At 60.2% G+C, this 17164-nt stretch carries 16 protein-coding genes; 9 read left to right on the top strand and 7 right to left on the bottom strand.

Annotated elements, in window-relative coordinates:
• Positions 1-115: 115 nt before the first annotated feature.
• Both B2589_RS07450 and B2589_RS07445 read right to left on the bottom strand, forming a co-directional pair.
• Complete coding sequence (locus tag B2589_RS07450) at positions 116-1219, bottom strand: phospholipase A (RefSeq protein WP_022989530.1); 1104 nt, start codon at positions 1217-1219, stop codon at positions 116-118.
• A gap of 9 nt (positions 1220-1228) precedes the next feature.
• Positions 1229-1570 carry a hypothetical protein gene (locus B2589_RS07445; RefSeq protein WP_022989529.1) on the bottom strand — a complete coding sequence of 114 codons (342 nt, stop codon included), beginning with the start codon at positions 1568-1570 and terminating at the stop codon, positions 1229-1231.
• A 206-nt stretch (positions 1571-1776) separates the two neighbouring features.
• On the opposite strand from B2589_RS07445, the gene B2589_RS07440 reads away from it, so the two are divergent.
• Positions 1777-2193 carry a c-type cytochrome gene (locus B2589_RS07440; protein ID WP_022989528.1) on the top strand — a complete coding sequence of 139 codons (417 nt, stop codon included), beginning with the start codon at positions 1777-1779 and terminating at the stop codon, positions 2191-2193.
• A gap of 47 nt (positions 2194-2240) precedes the next feature.
• Here the strand turns inward: B2589_RS07440 and rep are convergent, their stop codons facing one another.
• On the bottom strand, positions 2241-4259 hold the full coding sequence (gene rep, locus B2589_RS07435; protein WP_022989527.1) for a DNA helicase Rep: 2019 nt from the start codon (positions 4257-4259) through the stop codon (positions 2241-2243).
• Positions 4260-4398: 139 nt separating this feature from the next.
• On the opposite strand from rep, the gene B2589_RS07430 reads away from it, so the two are divergent.
• The 5 genes from B2589_RS07430 (at position 4399) to B2589_RS07410 (ending at position 9842) form a co-directional block, all read left to right on the top strand.
• Positions 4399-6735 carry a Tex family protein gene (locus B2589_RS07430; protein ID WP_286816123.1) on the top strand — a complete coding sequence of 779 codons (2337 nt, stop codon included), beginning with the start codon at positions 4399-4401 and terminating at the stop codon, positions 6733-6735.
• A gap of 64 nt (positions 6736-6799) precedes the next feature.
• The gene (gene gshA, locus B2589_RS07425) at positions 6800-8359 is read left to right on the top strand and encodes a glutamate--cysteine ligase (RefSeq protein ID WP_286816122.1); all 1560 of its coding nucleotides are present in this window, start codon (positions 6800-6802) and stop codon (positions 8357-8359) included.
• Positions 8360-8451: 92 nt separating this feature from the next.
• Complete coding sequence (gene rmf, locus B2589_RS07420; RefSeq protein WP_286816121.1) at positions 8452-8670, top strand: ribosome modulation factor; 219 nt, start codon at positions 8452-8454, stop codon at positions 8668-8670.
• A 113-nt stretch (positions 8671-8783) separates the two neighbouring features.
• Positions 8784-9290: a disulfide bond formation protein B gene (locus B2589_RS07415; protein WP_199456867.1), complete on the top strand. Its 507-nt coding sequence runs from the start codon at positions 8784-8786 to the stop codon at positions 9288-9290.
• Positions 9291-9362: 72 nt separating this feature from the next.
• Positions 9363-9842, top strand: coding sequence for an Rsd/AlgQ family anti-sigma factor (locus B2589_RS07410; protein ID WP_058339969.1), 480 nt, complete (start codon positions 9363-9365; stop codon positions 9840-9842).
• Between the two features lie 80 nt (positions 9843-9922).
• On the opposite strand, the gene B2589_RS07405 is transcribed toward B2589_RS07410, so the two are convergent.
• The 3 genes from B2589_RS07405 to B2589_RS07395 form a co-directional block, all read right to left on the bottom strand.
• Positions 9923-10636: an FKBP-type peptidyl-prolyl cis-trans isomerase gene (locus B2589_RS07405; RefSeq protein ID WP_232902751.1), complete on the bottom strand. Its 714-nt coding sequence runs from the start codon at positions 10634-10636 to the stop codon at positions 9923-9925.
• Between the two features lie 122 nt (positions 10637-10758).
• A complete protein-coding gene (locus tag B2589_RS07400) occupies positions 10759-11139 on the bottom strand; it encodes a DUF4124 domain-containing protein (protein WP_232902752.1) in 381 nt (126 codons plus the stop codon).
• Positions 11130-11672 (bottom strand): TIGR02444 family protein, encoded by a 543-nt coding sequence (locus tag B2589_RS07395; RefSeq protein ID WP_199456864.1) that lies wholly within the window; start codon positions 11670-11672, stop codon positions 11130-11132. Before B2589_RS07395 ends, B2589_RS07400 begins: the two co-directional genes overlap by 10 nt.
• Positions 11673-11715: 43 nt before the next feature.
• Between B2589_RS07395 and B2589_RS07390 the strand changes: the two genes are divergently transcribed.
• On the top strand, positions 11716-13662 hold the full coding sequence (locus B2589_RS07390) for an ATP-binding cassette domain-containing protein (protein ID WP_286816119.1): 1947 nt from the start codon (positions 11716-11718) through the stop codon (positions 13660-13662).
• A gap of 9 nt (positions 13663-13671) precedes the next feature.
• On the opposite strand, the gene ppx is transcribed toward B2589_RS07390, so the two are convergent.
• Positions 13672-15153, bottom strand: coding sequence for an exopolyphosphatase (ppx, locus tag B2589_RS07385; RefSeq protein ID WP_273133193.1), 1482 nt, complete (start codon positions 15151-15153; stop codon positions 13672-13674).
• 321 nt (positions 15154-15474) lie between these two features.
• On the opposite strand from ppx, the gene trxA reads away from it, so the two are divergent.
• Together trxA and B2589_RS07375 are read left to right on the top strand one after the other, a co-directional pair.
• Entirely contained in the window at positions 15475-15801 is a 327-nt protein-coding gene (gene trxA, locus B2589_RS07380) for a thioredoxin TrxA (RefSeq protein ID WP_014420340.1), read from the top strand.
• A 154-nt stretch (positions 15802-15955) separates the two neighbouring features.
• On the top strand, positions 15956-17161 hold the full coding sequence (locus tag B2589_RS07375) for an ISL3 family transposase (RefSeq protein ID WP_011785425.1): 1206 nt from the start codon (positions 15956-15958) through the stop codon (positions 17159-17161).
• Positions 17162-17164: the final 3 nt, after the last annotated feature.

Below are 17164 nucleotides of genomic sequence, written 5' to 3'. Positions count from 1 at the left end.
GATGGCGGAGCCCAAGCGCCACAGGGATGTGCCGCAAGGAGCGTGTTTCAGAAAGGGGTGCCCTCACCCAGACCTTGCAACCCAAGCCTAGCGTGACAAAGGCTTTGCACCCCACTCAAAGCCAGTCATTCAGCATAATGCCGATACCAAACCGCTCAATCCGCTCATTGTAGTCAATCAAACTCTCCCCATACCCGTTGTAATACTGGAAAAACCCCTTCAACGTCTCCCCGATAGGAAAGCTGTACCCAAACTCCACCGACGTCCGGTTATCCGACCGCAAATTATTCAGCAACTTCAGCGAAAACGTCCGATCCTCCGTCAGCTTGTACACCGCGTTATAACTTGCGTGCCCAAGATACCGCTCGATATCCGCATTATCATTCTCGCTGGAACTCTCCGGCAGCCGGTACCACGGCTCCACCTGGAACAGCCATCGGTCATAGCTGTAGGCGGCGGACGCCTTAATCCGGTTCCAGCTCCGGGACCGGGGGTCCGCCTGGCCGTTGGACTGGTGGTTGAAGCCGATGGTGATCCCGTTCAGGGTACCCGGCCCGATATCCCAGTCCAGCTGGTGCCGGAAAAACAGCTCGGGCTCGTAATTGGTCTCTCGGAAAGGCGCTGATTCGTCCTGGTTGTACACCTGCCAGAACGACTTCTGGGTATAGCCGAACCAGAACGTGGTGCGCTTATCAAAGAAGCCGGTCAGCAACGGTACCTTGAAACTGATCTGGTACTTCGCTTCCTCATTCTCCAGGAAGTAGTCGTAGCCAGTGGTGCCCAGCCGCGGGCTGACCGGGTTCGGGTTGGGGTGGTCTACCCAGGTCAGCGGAAGGATGTAGTTGGGCTTGTGGGTTACCAGGCTACCGGCAAAGGAAAACACCGCCTGCTCGGCCGCCAGGTAATTATTCACCAGTGACTTCATGACCCCTTCGTCCGGGTCATCCTCCAGGGCGTTGCCGACAATCTCCGCGCGGGTCTCCTTGTCGGCAGCCAGTTGTTCCGCCTGTGCTTCAGAGGTTTCCAGTGCCTCTTCGCTGGCGTTATCCCGGGCTGTCTGGGGATCATTCCGGGCGTCGTAGCAGGCCAGCCGCTGCACGCCGTCCCGGATCAGGGCGCAGTTTACGGAGCTGTCGCCGGTATCCTGGGCGAAACTCACCGGGCTTGCCGTCAGCGCAAATACAACGAAGGTAAGGGGAAAACGGGCGGTCAGGTGCATGGTGTGTCCTTACTGGCTGGCGGTCAGGCTGAGCCAGGTGTTGGCAATGCCATACACCCAGACGCCCAGCAGGGTTAAGGTCAGAAGCGCAAAAATAATCCGGTGCCGGGTGCGGCGGTCATCGCTGACCGAGGCTACCCAGCGCAGGTACATCAGGCCGATAAAGCTGAGAAAAACACCCAGGCTGGCCACCGCAGGAACCAGCAGCCAGGCCGGATGCACCGGGTTGCCGGCGCTGGACAGGTTGCTGAACCAGCCCATGGACACCAACAGGACAGCCAGGCTGGAGAATTCCAGGATCAGCAGGGATTTGCGTCGTTTATCCGGGCGTGGGGCGGGCGTCTGTGGCATGGTCGGGCTCTAGGTACCTGGTGGAGGAATGTCGGATGGCTATGGTAACCGGAAACGGTAACAGTTCAGATACACCCTACGAAACTGTCACTAAAATGGTTGAAATCAATTTCTGATTCTGCCATTTGGTTTTTTTGCCGGGGCACAGTCGCTATAATGCGGCGACCGAAAGATTATAACGCTCAAATGCGAGGTGCATTGTGAAGATGAAGAGAGTCCTGGCTGTAGTTCTGCTTGGTTTTGGCCTGGCCGCCGGCGCCGCAGTAGCAAGTGTTGAAGACGAAATCCGTGACCGCATCAAGCCCGTTGGTGAAGTGTGCCTGCAAGGTGAAGAGTGTGGTGAGGCGGTTGCCGCCCCTGCCCAGGCTGCCAGCTCAGGCCCGCGTTCCGGCAGCGACGTTTATAACTCCGCCTGTACTGCTTGTCACGCCACCGGTGCTGCCGGTGCGCCGATTGTGGGCAATGCCGACCAGTGGGCGCCCCGCATCGAGCAGGGCCTGGAAACCCTGATCAGCCATGCCATCAACGGCTTTAACGCCATGCCGCCGAAAGGTGCCTGTGCCAGCTGTTCTGATGAAGAAATTGTTGCCGCCGTTGAACACATGGTGGAATCAAGTCAGTAATCCCTGGCTTGTGACACAAAACCCCGCTCGTGCGGGGTTTTGTCGTTTTACAGGCCCAGGTCGCCAATCAGGGCGCTGAGAGTGGCCTTGCCCTTTTTCTGGTTGGCCTGCTGGTCTGATTCGCCCAGCCCCTCCCATTTCACATCGTCTTCCGGCAGTTCATCCAGGAACCGGCTGGGAATGGTCTCCAGTTTTTCCCCGTATTGCTTGCGTGAGGCAGCATAGGTCAGCGCCAGGGTTTCCCGGGCCCGGGTGATGCCTACATACATCAGGCGCCGTTCTTCCTCTACATTGCCTTCCTCTATGCTGCTCCGATGCGGCAGGATCTCCTCTTCCAGGCCCATAATGAATACGTGGGGGAACTCCAGGCCCTTGGAAGCATGCAGGGTCAGCAGCTGAACCTTGTCGCTGTCGTCTTCCTCTTCCCGCTGCTCCATCATGTCGCGCAGCACCAGCTTGGCGATGGCATCCTCGATGCCGATCTCGTCGGCCGTGCCCTTGCCGTCGTCCAGCATGCGCTGGATGGACTCCACCAGGTACCAGATGTTCTCCATGCGCCGTTCGGCCTGTTTCGGGCTGCCGGAATGCTGGTGCAGCCACTCTTCGTATTCGATGTCGGTGAACAGCTGCTTGATCACCGGAATCGGGTCTTCCGAGAACAGGCGCTCGCAGGTCTTGTCTACCCAGTGGGCGAACCGGCGCAGCCGGTCCAGGCCTTTCTCGGTTACGTGAGTTTCCGCACCCATATCCCCCAGCGCCTTGAACAGGCTGACGTTGCGGGAGCGGGCATAGTGGCTGAGTTGCTCCAGGGTGCGCGGGCCGATTTCCCGGCGCGGCACGTTCACCACCCGCAGGAAGGCGGCATCGTCGTCCGGGTTGATCATCAGCCGCAGGTACGACATCGCATCCTTGATCTCGTTCTTGGAGAAGAACGACTGGCCGCCGGAGATGCGGTAGGGAATCTGGTAGGCCTGCAGCTTCATCTCCAGCAGTCGGGCCTGGTGATTGCCCCGGTAAAGAACGGCGAAATCCTTGAAATCCAGGCCGTTCTTCAGCTTCTGGTCGAGAATTTCGGTGGCCACCCGCTCGGTCTCGGCGTCTTCGTTGCGGCAACGTATGATGCGGATTTCGTCACCCACGGTGTGGTCGCTCCACAGGGCTTTCTCGAACACGTGGGGATTGTTGGCAATCACCGTGTTGGCGCAGCGCAGGATCCGGCTGGTGGAACGGTAGTTCTGCTCCAGTTTGACGATTTTCAGGCTCGGGAAGTCTTCCTTCAGCTGGGCCAGGTTTTCCGGCCGGGCGCCGCGCCAGGCGTAGATGGACTGGTCATCATCGCCCACCACGGTAAACGCGGCCCGCTCGGCCACCAGTTGTTTCACCAGCTCGTACTGGCACACGTTGGTGTCCTGGTACTCATCCACCAGCATGTAGCGGATTTTCCGGCGCCACTTGGCCAGCACCTCCGGGTTGTCCCGGAACAGCTGCACCGGCAGCAGGATCAGGTCGTCAAAATCTACCGCGTTGTAGGCTTTCAGGTATTCGTTGTAGTGCCTGTAAACGATGGCAATGCGCTGCTCACGCTCGTCTGCCGCCTTGCTGTAGGCCTCGGAGGGGCTGCGCATGGCATTCTTCCAGGACGAGATGGTCATCTGCACATCGTTCAGCTCGTCACCGGCCTCGGCGCTGGCTTCGCGCAGCATCAGGTCTTGCAGCAGGGCCTTGGCATCTTCGGCATCGAAGATGGAGAAGCCGGGGTGATAACCCAGGTGGGCATGCTCCTCCCGGATCATGTTCAGGCCCAGGTTGTGGAAGGTGGAGACAATCAGCCCCCGGGTTTTGCCCCGGTCCACAATGCGCCCGACCCGCTCTTTCATTTCCCGGGCGGCCTTGTTGGTAAAGGTGACGGCGGCAATGTGCCGGCCCGGAATGCCCAGTTCTTCAATCAGGTAGGCGATCTTGCGGGTGATCACGCTGGTCTTGCCACTGCCGGCGCCCGCCAGCACCAGCAGGGGGCCGTCGGCGTAGCGAACCGCTTCGCGCTGTCTGGGGTTGAGCTTGTTCACGATAAAGACGCCAGAGAATAAACCGGGGTGAGTGTTGCGTCCGGCTATTCTACACCACCACGCCGCATCCAGCTTGCCTGCAACACCAAGCCGCTGTACCTTTGCCCATTAATTTTGTAAGCAAGATAACAGAGGTCGCATGAACAGTATCTCCCGGCGCATTGCTGATGAACTCGGCGTACGTGAGCAGCAGGTAAACGCCACAGTCGCCCTGCTGGATGAAGGTGCCACCGTTCCGTTTATTGCCCGTTACCGGAAAGAAATCACCGGCTCCCTGGACGACAGCCAGCTGCGTACCCTGGAAGAGCGGCTGCGTTACCTGCGGGAGCTGGAAGACCGCCGGGGCACTATCCTCAACAGCATCGAGGAGCAGGGCAAGCTGACCGACGAGCTGCGCACGGCCATCGAGGCGGCAGACACCAAGAACCGCCTGGAAGACCTGTACCTGCCCTACAAGCCCAAGCGGCGCACCAAGGCCCAGATTGCCAAGGAGGCGGGGCTGGAACCGCTGGCGGACGCCCTGTTTGATGACCCCACACTGGACCCGGAAGCCACCGCTGCCGGCTACCTGAATACCGAAGCCGGCATTGACGACACCAAGGCTGCGCTTGATGGCGCCCGCTACATCCTGATGGAGCGCTTTGCCGAAGATGCCGAGCTGCTGGGCGCGCTGCGGGATTTCGTGTGGCAGGAAGGCCAGCTGAAGGTCAGCGTGGTGGAAGGCAAGGAAAACGAAGGTGCGAAATTCCGCGATTACTTCGACCACATCGAGCCGCTGAAGAAGGTTCCTTCGCACCGGGCCCTGGCCATTCTGCGTGGCCGCAATGAAGGCATCCTGGCCTACAGCCTTGTGATGGGTGATGCCGAAGACGACCGCCGCCAGCCCCATCCGGCGGAGCAGCGCATCGCCGCCCACTGGCGCATTCGCGACAACGGCCGTGCCGCCGACAAATGGCTGGGCGAGGTGGTGCGCTGGACCTGGCGGGTGAAGCTCTCTACCCAGATTGAAACCGACCTGATGTCCCAGGTACGCGAAGCCGCTGAAGCCGAAGCCATCAACGTGTTTGCCGCCAACCTGAAAGACCTGCTGTTACTGGCTCCTGCCGGCCCGCGCCCGACCCTGGGCCTGGACCCCGGCCTGCGTACCGGTGTGAAAGTGGCGGTGATTGATGGCACCGGCCAGGTGGTCGACCACGGCGCGATTTACCCCCATGCGCCCAAAAATCAGTGGGAGCCCTCCATTGCCCAGCTGGCGGCCTGGTGCCAGAAGTACAAGATTGAGTTGGTAGCCATCGGTAACGGCACTGCGTCCCGGGAAACCGAGAAGCTGGTGGGCGACCTTTGCAAGCGTTACCCGGAACTGAAGCTGGCCCGCATTGTGGTGAATGAATCCGGTGCGTCGATTTACTCGGCTTCCGAATTTGCCTCCAGGGAGCTGCCGGACCTGGACGTCACCATCCGGGGTGCAGTGTCCATTGCCCGCCGTTTGCAGGACCCGCTGGCAGAGCTGGTGAAAATTGAGCCCAAGTCCATCGGCGTGGGCCAGTACCAGCATGATGTGTCCCAGGTTCAGTTATCCCGCAGCCTGGATGCGGTGGTGGAAGACTGTGTAAACGGGGTAGGGGTAGACCTGAACACCGCGTCTGTGCCGTTGCTCACCCGGGTGTCCGGCCTGAATCAGAGCATTGCCCAGAACATCGTCGATTTCCGCAACCAGAACGGCAAGTTCGTCAGCCGCAAGCAGTTGATGAAAGTCTCCCGGCTGGGTGAGCGCACCTTCGAACAGGCTGCCGGCTTCCTGCGCATTGCCGGTGGCGATAACCCGCTGGACCGCTCGTCTGTGCACCCGGAAGCCTATGGCGTGGTGGAAGCCATTGCCCAGCGCAACGGCAAGAAAGTGGACGACATTATTGGCGACTCTGCGTTCCTGCGCAGCCTCAACCCGCAGGATTACGTGACCGAGCAGTTCGGCCTGCCCACAGTGAAAGATATCATCTCCGAGCTGGAAAAGCCGGGCCGGGACCCGCGTCCGGAATTCCGTTTCGCCCACTTCGAGGAAGGGGTGGAAACCCTGAACGACCTGAAGCCGGGCATGGTGCTGGAAGGCTCCGTCACCAACGTGACCAACTTCGGCGCGTTCGTGGACATCGGCGTGCACCAGGACGGTCTGGTACATATCTCTGCCTTGTCCCATACTTTCGTCAAAGATCCGCGCGAAGTGGTGAAGGCGGGTGATATCGTTAAGGTTAAAGTGATGGAAGTGGACATTCCCCGTAAACGGATTGCCCTGTCCATGCGTATGGATGACCAGCCCGGTGCCGAGGCGTCGTCCAAGCCGGCCCGTGGCGCCGATCGCAGTGGTGGCCGCGGTAACGAGCGCAAGCCCCGTGGCGGCCAGGGTTCCCAGCCTGCGCAGGGTGCCATGGCTGGCGCGCTGGCACAGGCACTGGCCTCTGCCCGTAAAGGCGGCCGTTAAACTACTTCCTTGAATCAATGGCGGCTGCCCCACGCAAGGGTAGCCGCTTCAACAGGAGCCAATCATGGCAGATTCCCGCCATTCCCTGCTTCAGCAGTTTGCCGCCAGTGACTGGAACGGTTTTCTGAAAGGTGTCGAGAAAGAAGGTCTGAGGGTGGATGCCAACGGCTTCATCGCCCAGACGCCCCATCCGGAGGCTCTGGGCTCTGCCCTGACCCATGGGCGGATTACCACCGACTACTCCGAAGCCCTGCTGGAGCTGATTACCCCGGTGTTCAACAGCACCGGTGCCATGCTTGCATCCCTGCGGGACACCCACCGTTATGTGCAGCAGAACCTGGGTGACGAAGTGTTCTGGGCCGCCAGCATGCCCTGCGAAATCGATGGCGACCAGAGCATTCCCATCGCCGAGTATGGCCGTTCCAACATCGGCCAGCTCAAGCATGTTTATCGTCAGGGACTGGCGGTGCGCTATGGCCGGGTGATGCAGAGCATTGCCGGTGCCCACTACAACCTGTCGCTGCCCGACAGCTTCTGGCAGAAGTGGCAGGAAGTCACGGGCAACAGCGATTCCCTGCAGGATTTCAAATCCGACCAGTACTTCTGGCTGATCCGCAACTTCCGCCGCCGCAGCTGGCTGCTGATGTTGCTGTTCGGGGCGTCTCCGGCGCTGGATTCCAGCTTCGTTGCCAACATGAAGTACGATCTCAGCCGCTTCGACGACCGCACCTGGCACGGCCAGTATGCGACCTCCCTGCGCATGGGCGATCTGGGCTACCACAACAATGCCCAGGCCTCCCTGAATATCTGTTTCAACGAACTGGCCACCTACACCCGCACCCTGGACCGCGCCATCCACACCAACTGGCCGGCCTATGAGGCCATCGGCACCCAGCGCGATGGCGAGTTCATCCAGATCAACACCAGCGTGCTGCAGATTGAGAACGAGTATTACAGCGCGGTGCGCCCGAAACGCACCACCGAACGGGGCGAAAAGCCGATACAGGCGCTGGATGCCCGGGGCGTGGAGTACATCGAAGTGCGTTGCCTGGACCTCGATCCTTTCTCGCCGGTCGGCGTGAACCAGGCGCAGGTTGATTTCCTGGACCTGTTCCTGCTCGATTGCCTGCTGACCGACTCGCCGCGTATTGGCGACGAAGAATGCGAGCGGCTGGATGACAACTACAAGGATGTCGTGGCTTCCGGCCGCTGGCAGGAACTGGCCCTGTGCCGGGCAAACGGCGAACGGGTGCCTGTCGGCAACGCCGCCCGGGAACTGCTGGACCGGCTGCAGCCGCTGGCGGAACAACTGGACGGCTGGGAGCAGGGTGAGACCTACCGCAACGCCCTGGCTGCACAGCGCGACAAGCTACAGGGCTCAGACTGGGCGGTACCTTCTGCCCGGGTGCTCGATGCTATGAGTGCGTCCGGCCTTGGCCACCGGGACTGGACCCTGGAAATGTCCCGCCAGCATCAGCAAACCCTCCGTAATGAGACTCTGGCGCCGGATGTGCTGTCGGCCTACCAGGCCATGACCCGGGAATCGCTGGCGGAGCAGCAGGCGTTGGAAGCGGCCGATACCCAGCCGTTCTCCGAATTCCTGGAAGACTATCTGAAAGCCTGAAAGCGACCTGACTCACAGAAAGTGCTTTTGCCGCTTGCCGCCTCCCTTACCTGTTGTTACGTTTATTAACATCAGGTAAGGGAGGCTGTACCGTGGCAAGAGACATCAAACTCGGATGGGACGTGGAAGCCTTGAACAAGGCGTATCGGCAGGGTCACATGGCCGGTTCCATGGGTATGGACAAAACCCGCTGCCCCTATCGCGGTGACGTTGTGATTGCGGCCTGGGAGGCCGGCTGGGACGACGCCGGTGAAGCCGTGCAGGCCGGTGGCCAGCAGGGCGACGACGATCTGTTTGCCCGCATCGCCTGATCCCCGATTTTTCTTCCCCTTTTGCTTTAACCGCTTATGCTCTGCCCGCGTCATGGGGTAGGATTGCTCACTGAGTTTTCGTGCAGTCCCTAACTGTGATGCGGGGTAGTGTTTTGACGAGCAGATGGATTTTCGGTCTTGTATTTCTGGTGTGCGCCGGGCTGCTTGCGGTGGCCTTCTACATGGAGCACGTGATGGGGCTTGAACCCTGTCCCTTGTGCTGGTTGCAGCGCTTCGGCTTTATGGGTGCCGGGCTGGTCAGCTTGCTGGCATTCCTGCATGGTCCCAAAGGTTTCGGTAACCGGGTTTACGGCTTCCTGATGGTGCTCAGTGCCGGTGCCGGGCTTGGCGTAGCCGGACGGCAGTTATGGCTGCAAAGCCTGCCGGAAGACCAGGTGCCAGCCTGCGGCCCCTCAGTGGATTACATGCTCGAAGTCCTGCCCTGGTTTGAAGTGCTGCAGACCGCCCTCAAAGGCACCGGAGACTGTGCAGCCGTGGTCTGGCGTTTTCTGGGTCTGAGTATTCCGGGCTGGACCGCTGTGTTCTTCAGCCTGGTCATTCTGGTTGGCTTGTTTGTCATGTTCCGGAGCTACCAACCCAAAAACTGGGTGAATAGCTGAAACGGTTGCGGCAGGCTGCAGCCATGGGGTAACTTGGTTGCCTGACGTAAAGACTGAGGGGAGACAGGCGTCATGTTGGAGAATTGCCGGAATGCCAGGGAGCGTTGGGGTGGCGTCAGCGAGCTGATCGACCGTTGGCTGAAAGAGCGCCAGGAACTGCTGGTTCATTACTGTGAGCTGTCAGCGCTGACGGATTACTCGCAAACCGACATGCTCCGGGAAAAGTTTATTCGCCTGTGCGAAGTGCTGGTGGACTATGTATCGACCGGCCATTTTGAAATCTACGAGCAGCTGATCCGCGAAGCCCGGGAATTCAACGACGGTGGCGAAGAACTGGCGGCCAAGGTGTATCCCCGCATCCAGGAAACCACGGAAGTGGCGCTGAACTTCAATGACAACGTGGATGGCCGCATCCTGACCGAACAGGATGTGAGCTTCCTGTTTGAAGAAGTCTCGAAGCTTGGCGAAGTACTTGAGAGCCGGTTCGAGCTGGAAGATTTCCTGATCGAACACCTGCACAACGCCCACGCCGGCAAAATGGCATCCGCCTGATCCGGGCAGGGTCAACAACCGAATCATAAAAAAACCGGCCTGGGCAATCAGGCCGGTTTTTTGCTGTTCAGGGCCTTTGTTTATTCTTCGCCCGGATTCACTGCCAGCAGTTCCACATCAAACACCAGCACTTCGTTGGGGCCGATCGCCTGGTTGCCGCCCGGGCCGTAGGCCAGGTCTGACGGGATGTACAGCTTGTAACGGGCGCCTTCGCTCATCAGCTGCAGGCCTTCGGTCCAGCCCGGAATAACCTGGTTCAGGCCGAAGGTGACAGGCTGGCCGCGCTCACGGGAGCTGTCGAAAACCTCACCATTGATCAGCTCGCCGGTGTAATGCACCTGCACCTGGTCTTCGGCGGTCGGCTGAGTGCCATTGCCTTCTTCAATGACTTCGTACTGCAGGCCGGACTCGGTGGTCTCTACGCCGTCACGCTCGCTGTTTTCAGCCAGGAACGCCTCACCGGCTGCCTGGTTCTTCTGGGCCAGTTCCTCGACCTGCTGCTCCTGCTGGGCCTGCATATCCTGCTGATACGCCATCAGAGCTTCCTGGATTTCCTCGCGGCTCAGGCGCTTGGCATCTTCATCGCCGGCGTGGCCGTGCTGGATACCCTGAAGAAATTGCTCCATCTGCAGGTCCGGCAGGTCGTTGCCCATGCGCTCGCCCAGTACCAGGCCCATGCCGTAGCTGACCTTTTCCGGAGTGGACTCCAGGGCAGGGTCCTTGGCCGGTTCCTGGGAATTGGAGCAACCGGCAACCAGGCCGGTCATGGCAACAGCTAACAGGGTTTTCTTCATATTTCCGTCCTTTACACGTGTATCAGGGCGCCGGGCCCTATTGGATTTGTTAAGAAAGACAAGGTAACGGGTTCGTCGCCAGTATGCCACTGAACATGTGGTAAGGGAGTTGTCCGGGGAGGTCAGGAACCGTTGCTGTCGGTGGAGCCATTGAGGCTGAACGGTGCGCGGTAGGGTGCCTGCCAGTCGTTGGCGGAATCGGCGCCTGTGGCCTGGGGTGTCTGGCTCGGCCGGTCGATGGCCAGGGCGTTCCAGGAGCCCTGCTCCGGAGGCTGGTCGGCGTAGTGCCAGTTGCCTTCGGTATCCTGCCACTTGAATACAATGTCGGGGCCCTCTACCGGAATGGGTGAGGGCAGCAGGCCCTCGAAGCGGGGCACCTCTTCAGGTTTTTTCTCTGCCGTGGGTTTGGATACCGTCTCCGGGTCGCCCAGGCCGAAAAACATCAGCAGCAACAGCAGGCCCAGTGCCGGAAAGGCCAGGCGAATCAGCCATTTCATGAACATGGCTGACTGTCTCCCCGGGCAGTATCGGCCAGCTGTGCAGCCAGTGTGTGTAATTGATTCATCTGATCGGGCTCCGGTGTCCGGGCCGGGGCTGCCACATCCAGGTTTCGCAGGATGGCAGCGGTGGTGTCTTGCATGGTGCCGGTCTCCGGATTCAAGGTCATGATGGATTGCCAGGCCAGGGCCAGTTCCGTTTGTTCCGCCTGTAATTCGGCGCTGGCCAGGGCTTCCCGCAGTTGCCGGCAGTCTTCATGGTGCCGGGGAATGGATTTTCGCGCCGACCGGATGCTACCGGTTACACGGTCGCGCCACTCTGTTACCTTAGCGTCCTCGATACCAGTGAACACGCGCCCGTTCACGCCCAGCCACGCGGCGCATAAAATTCGGGTAACACTCCAGCCCTGCTTCTGAAGCTCCAGGCAGCCCTGGGCCAGCCCGGGGTTTCGCCAACAGGCCAGTGCATAACGCCAGAGTGGGTTATCCGGTTCCATTGTTACCGGCAGATTCAGCGGTTCAGGCTGGCAAGCGGTCATGGCAGGGCGCGTTCCGGCAGAATTCCATGGATAAAGTAAATCTATGTTAACGATAACCGATCTCAGTTTACAACGAGGCGGCGTCTGGTTGCTAGAAAACGTCAACCTGACAGTTCAACCCGGCCAGCGGGTGGCCATTGTGGGCGCCAACGGCGCCGGTAAGTCCAGTTTATTCAAGCTGTTACTGGGGCAGCTGGCGGCGGAGCAGGGTGGTGCATCCTTGCCCGGCGGTTGCCGGATTGCCCATATGGCGCAGGAAGTCGAAGCCTCGGCACGCTCGGCCCGGGATTTTATCCTGGATGGTGATTTCGAACTGCGCCGGCTGGAACGGGAACTGGCCGAGGCCGAAGCCCGGGGCGATGACCACGCCATCGCCCACGCTCACGGCGAGCTGGACCTGCACGAAGCCTGGTCTGCTCCACGGAGGGCAGAAGCCCTGTTGCGGGGCCTGGGCTTTGCCGACAGCGATGCGGAGCGGCCGGTATCGGCGTTTTCCGGGGGCTGGCGCATCCGGCTGAACCTGGCCCAGGCGCTGATGCGCCCGTCAGACCTGTTGCTGCTGGATGAGCCCACCAACCACCTGGACCTGGACGCCTGCCTGTGGCTGGAGAACTGGCTGCGCCGCTACTCCGGCACCCTGCTGTTTATCTCCCACGACCGGGATTTCATGGATCGGGTGGCCACCCACCTGGTGCATTTCGACCAGAAGAAACTGGTGCTCTACACCGGCAACTATTCCGCCTTTGAGGTTCAGCGCAGCGAGCGGCTGGCCCAGCAGCAGGCGGGCTTCGAGCGCCAGCAGGCCCGGATTGCCGAAATCCAGCGCTTTATTGACCGGTTCAAGGCCAAGGCCACCAAGGCCAAGCAGGCCCAGAGCCGGGTCAAGGCACTGGAGCGCATGGAGCGGATTGCCCCGGCCCATGTAGATTCGCCGTTCAGCTTCGAATTCCCCATGGCCGACAAGGTATCCAATCCCTTGTTGTCGATCCGCCACGGGGTGGCCGGCCATGGCGATACCGCGATCCTGCGGAATATTAACGTCACCCTGTTGCCGGGGTCCCGGATCGGCCTGCTGGGCCCGAACGGCGCCGGCAAGTCCACCTTTATGGATGCACTGCGTGGCACCGGTACGCTGCTTGCCGGTGAGCGAACCTGTGGTGAACACCTGGCCATCGGTTACTTCGCCCAGCACCAGCTGGAATCGCTGGACCTGGACGCCAGCCCGTTCCTGCACCTGCAGCGCCTGGCGCCAAGGGCCTCCGAACAGCAGGTAAGAAACTTCCTGGGCGGCTTTGATTTCCACGGTGACGAGGCCCTGAGCCCGATCCGCTCTTTCTCCGGTGGCGAGAAGGCCCGGGTGGCGCTGGCGATCATTGCCTGGCAGAAACCCAACCTGTTGCTGCTGGATGAGCCCACCAACCACCTGGACCTGGAAATGCGCCAGGCCCTGACCATGGCCCTGCAGAACTTCGACGGTGCCATTGTGGTGGTGTCCCACGACCGGCATCTGCTGCGCAACACCGTGGACCAGTTCTGGCTGGTGTCAGACGGCGCGGTGCAGGAATACGACGGCGACCTGGAAGACTACGAGCGTTGGCTGGCGGAACGCCGCAAGGACGACGACGAGCCTCCGAAACGTGAGGTAATCGAACAGGCGACCGACAACAAGGTTGCCGCCGGGGCCACCGCCCTGACCGCCGATGAGCGTAAGGCCCGCAAGCGTCAGGAAGCCGAGTTGCGCCAGAAACTGAGCCCCTGGCGCAAGAAGCAGGGAAACCTGGAAACCCGCATGGAGCAGCTTCAGCAGGAGCTGGCCGGGGTCGAACAGCAGTTGTCCGATCCGGCTATCTACGACGATAGCGCCAAGGTGAAGCTGAAGGAGCTGCTGGCACAGCAGACCGGCCTGAAGCGGGAACTGGACGATGTGGAAGCCGAGTGGCTGGAGGTCAGTGAAACCGTCGAAAACCTGGAGGCAGAACTGGCCGGCTGAGTGCCAGCCTCAGCGGCCGCTGATCTCCAGCACGAAATCCTGCCGGGCCAGGTAATCCCGCTCGTTTTTCAGGTCGGCCAGGGTCAACGGCCGGTTGTCCAGCCAGCCCTGGGGAAGTTCCACCACCAGTTTGTTCTCGTGGCCGTGCAGGGCGAATTCCGGCGGTTGCTCCAGGTTGCGGGGATGCTGGATCAGCACCGCAAGCCGGACCAGCACACACAGGTAACGCAGCCGGGGCTTGTCTTCCGGCTCGATGCCTTCAAATACCGCCGCTGAAAATTTACGCCGGTGGCCGCGCACCAGGGTGGCCAGGTCTTTCTGGAACTGCTGGGTAAAGCCCGGCAGGTCAGAGTAACGCAGCAGGTAGGCGCCGTGCTTGTGGTACTGGCTGTGGGAAATGGTCAGGCCGATTTCGTGCAGCCGGCAGGCCCAGCGCAACACATCTTCGTCAGCATCGGTGCGCAGGCCCCACTGGTCGCCTACCTGCTCCCAGGCGGCCATGGCGGTCTGCTCAACGGCGGCACCGTGGGCCTGGTCGACATGGTAGCGTTCCTGCAGTGCGGAAATGGTCCGCTCCCGCACATCTTCATGCTGGATACGCCCGACGATGTCGTACAGCAGGCCTTCGCGCAGGGCGCCGTCGGCGAAGGTCATGGCGTCGATGTCCAGTGACCGGAAGGCGGCCAGCAGAATGGCAAAGCCTGCCGGGAAGATGCTCTGGCGATCCTGCCGGACACCCAGCTCGGCCAGTTTTTCCACCTTACCCATATCCACCAGCCGCTTGCGCAGCTCTTCCATGGCGGTGCGGGTAATGGTGCCATCGGTAATCTTCAGGGCGGCCAGCACATTGGCGATGGCCTTGATCGACCCGGAGGAGCCTACGGCGCTTTGCCAGCCCACCTGCCGGTAGTGCTGGCGGATATTCTGCAGTTCCTGCTCGGCGTGGATAATGGCCTTGTCCATTTGCCGGCGGCTGATCTTGCCGTCCGGGAAATAGCGGTTGCGGAACGATACGCAGCCCATGTGCAGGCTTTCCAGTTCCTGGGGCTCGAAGCGCTGGCCGATAATAAACTCGGTGCTGCCGCCACCGATATCAATCACCAGCCGTTTACCGGAATCGTCCGCCAGGGTGTGGGATACCCCCAGATAGATCAGGCGGGCTTCTTCCCGGCCGGCAATCACTTCCACCGGATAACCCAGGACGTCCTCCGCCCGGGCAATAAACTCGTGGGCGTTGCGTGCCACCCGCAAGGCGTTGGTGCCGACAATCTGCACCCCCGCCGCAGGCATGCCCTGAAGCCGCTGGGCAAACCGGCTCAGGCACTCCAGCGCCCGTTGCTGGGCGGCCTCGGTCAGGCGGTTGTACTGGTCCAGGCCAGCGCCGAGCTGAACCTTCTCGCCCATTTTTTCCACCGTGCGGATTTCGCCGTGCACCAGGCGGGCCACGACCATGTGAAAACTGTTGGAGCCCATATCAATGGCTGCCAGCATGTCCGGTGCGGTTGTTGCGTTCTCGGCGTTGGAGGTGGCCGTCACGTTGGTAGGAATCCTGTGTGGTGTGAACTTGGTCGTACTATAAGTGAAGAAACAGGGGTGTGTCAGTAACGGACTGCGGTCATTACTGACACGAATCAACCCTGAGCGGGATACTTCCCGCTTCACATTCAGGCGGCCAATCGCGTAAAGTATCCGTCTAACGAAATCCGGGCAGGCGGGATTTTCCCTTTCGGAAAAGTCCGTTTGCTACAGTCAACAGCGACTCCGCCGGGGCCGGCAAGAACGGCCCGGGAGCGCCTGAATCAGGAAAAGGTAATGAGCGGAAATATCGTTAATGTCACCGACGCTTCCTTTGAACAGGACGTACTGAAATCCGACGTTCCGGTACTGGTAGATTACTGGGCCGAGTGGTGTGGCCCGTGCAAGATGATCGCACCGGTTCTGGAAGAGATCGCCGACGAATACGAAGGCAAGCTCAAAGTCTGCAAGCTGAACATCGACGAAAACGAGCAGACCCCGCCCAAGTTCAACATTCGTGGCATTCCGACCCTCATGCTGTTCAAGAACGGCAATGTCGACGCCACCAAGGTAGGTGCCCTGTCCAAGTCACAGCTGGCCGCCTTCCTCGACAGCAACCTCTGATCTGCTGTTGAAAAAAAACCGCCCCTGAACAACGCTTCACGGGCGGCTTTTTTGGTTCATCGCGGGTTAGCGTGAAAAAGTAGGAGACGGCGGTAAAACCGGTTAGTTTTGAGTTCGCCAAAACAACAAACCTGACCGACTCACCGCCGTCCCTATGAATGCTAATCCTCTTGCCCTGTTCTGGGAAGGATTCACGATAGAATCGTATGCCCAGATTGACGCTCAATCTCTGCTCATCCGACTGCAACCTGCCGACGATTACTTGCCATGCTGCAGTGGTTGTAATCAGCACACGCTTGCCATCCATGACATCAGCACCCGACGAGTCCGAGAACGCGACCTGTTCCAATACCGTGTCTGGCTGGACGTGCCAGTTCGCCGAGTTCGTTGTACGACCTGTGGCCCCAAGCTTGAACAGATTCGCTGGTTACCAGGGCGACAGCGTCTGACGGCAGGCATGGTCAGTTGGATTGAATCCCTGGTACGACTGATGCCGATCCAACATGTGGCAACGCTGCTAGGGTTGCATTGGCATACGGTCAAGGCCATCGACCATCGGCGCCTCAAACGAGAAGTGACTGAGCCAGATAAACGCCGGATTCGTCGACTGATCATGGATGAGTTCGCCTTGTTCAAGGGACACCGCTACGCCACCGTGGCGATTGATGCGGATACTCAACAAGTCCTCTGGGTTGGAGAAGGCCGCAGTCGAGCAGCGGTACGCCCCTTCTTTGAATGGCTGGGGCCGGAAACCTGTGGCCAGATCGAAGCCGTGGCGATGGATATGAATACCGCCATGGACCTGGAAGTTCAGCACCACTGCCCACAAGCACGGGTGGTCTATGACCTGTTCCACGTTGTAGCAAAGTTCGGACGGGAAGTGATTGACCGTGTCCGGGTCGATCAGGCCAATCAGCTTCGACACGACAAGCCGGCTCGCAAAGTAGTGAAACGAAGTCGCTGGCTGTTGCTCAGAAACCGAGGCAACCTCAAGGATGAGCAGGCTCTGAAGCTCGAAGAACTGCTGCAAGCCAACCAGCCCCTGATGACTGTCTACGTCCTGAAAGACCAGCTCAAAGAGCTCTGGTACGCTCCCTCAGAGGCCGATGCCAGACAACGCTGGCAAGACTGGCTAAATCTGGCTATGAGTAGTGGGCTGGCCCCCGTGCAGCAGTTTGCCAGGCGCCTCAAGGGCTACGTCGACGGCATTATCGCCAGCGCGGTCTACCGGCTGAACACCAGTGTGTTGGAGGGAATGAACAACAAGATCAAGGTGATCAAGCGGGTGGCCTACGGCTACCGGGATAACGACTACTTCTTTCTGAAGATAAAAGCAGCATTTCCCGGTAAAGCGCGATGAACC

The sequence above is a fragment of the Marinobacter sp. UBA3607 genome, assembly GCF_002375525.1.
Taxonomy (GTDB): Bacteria; Pseudomonadota; Gammaproteobacteria; order Pseudomonadales; family Oleiphilaceae; genus Marinobacter; species Marinobacter vinifirmus.
The sequence above is the reverse complement of the archived record's forward strand: the minus strand, read 5'-3'. Positions and strand labels throughout refer to the sequence as shown.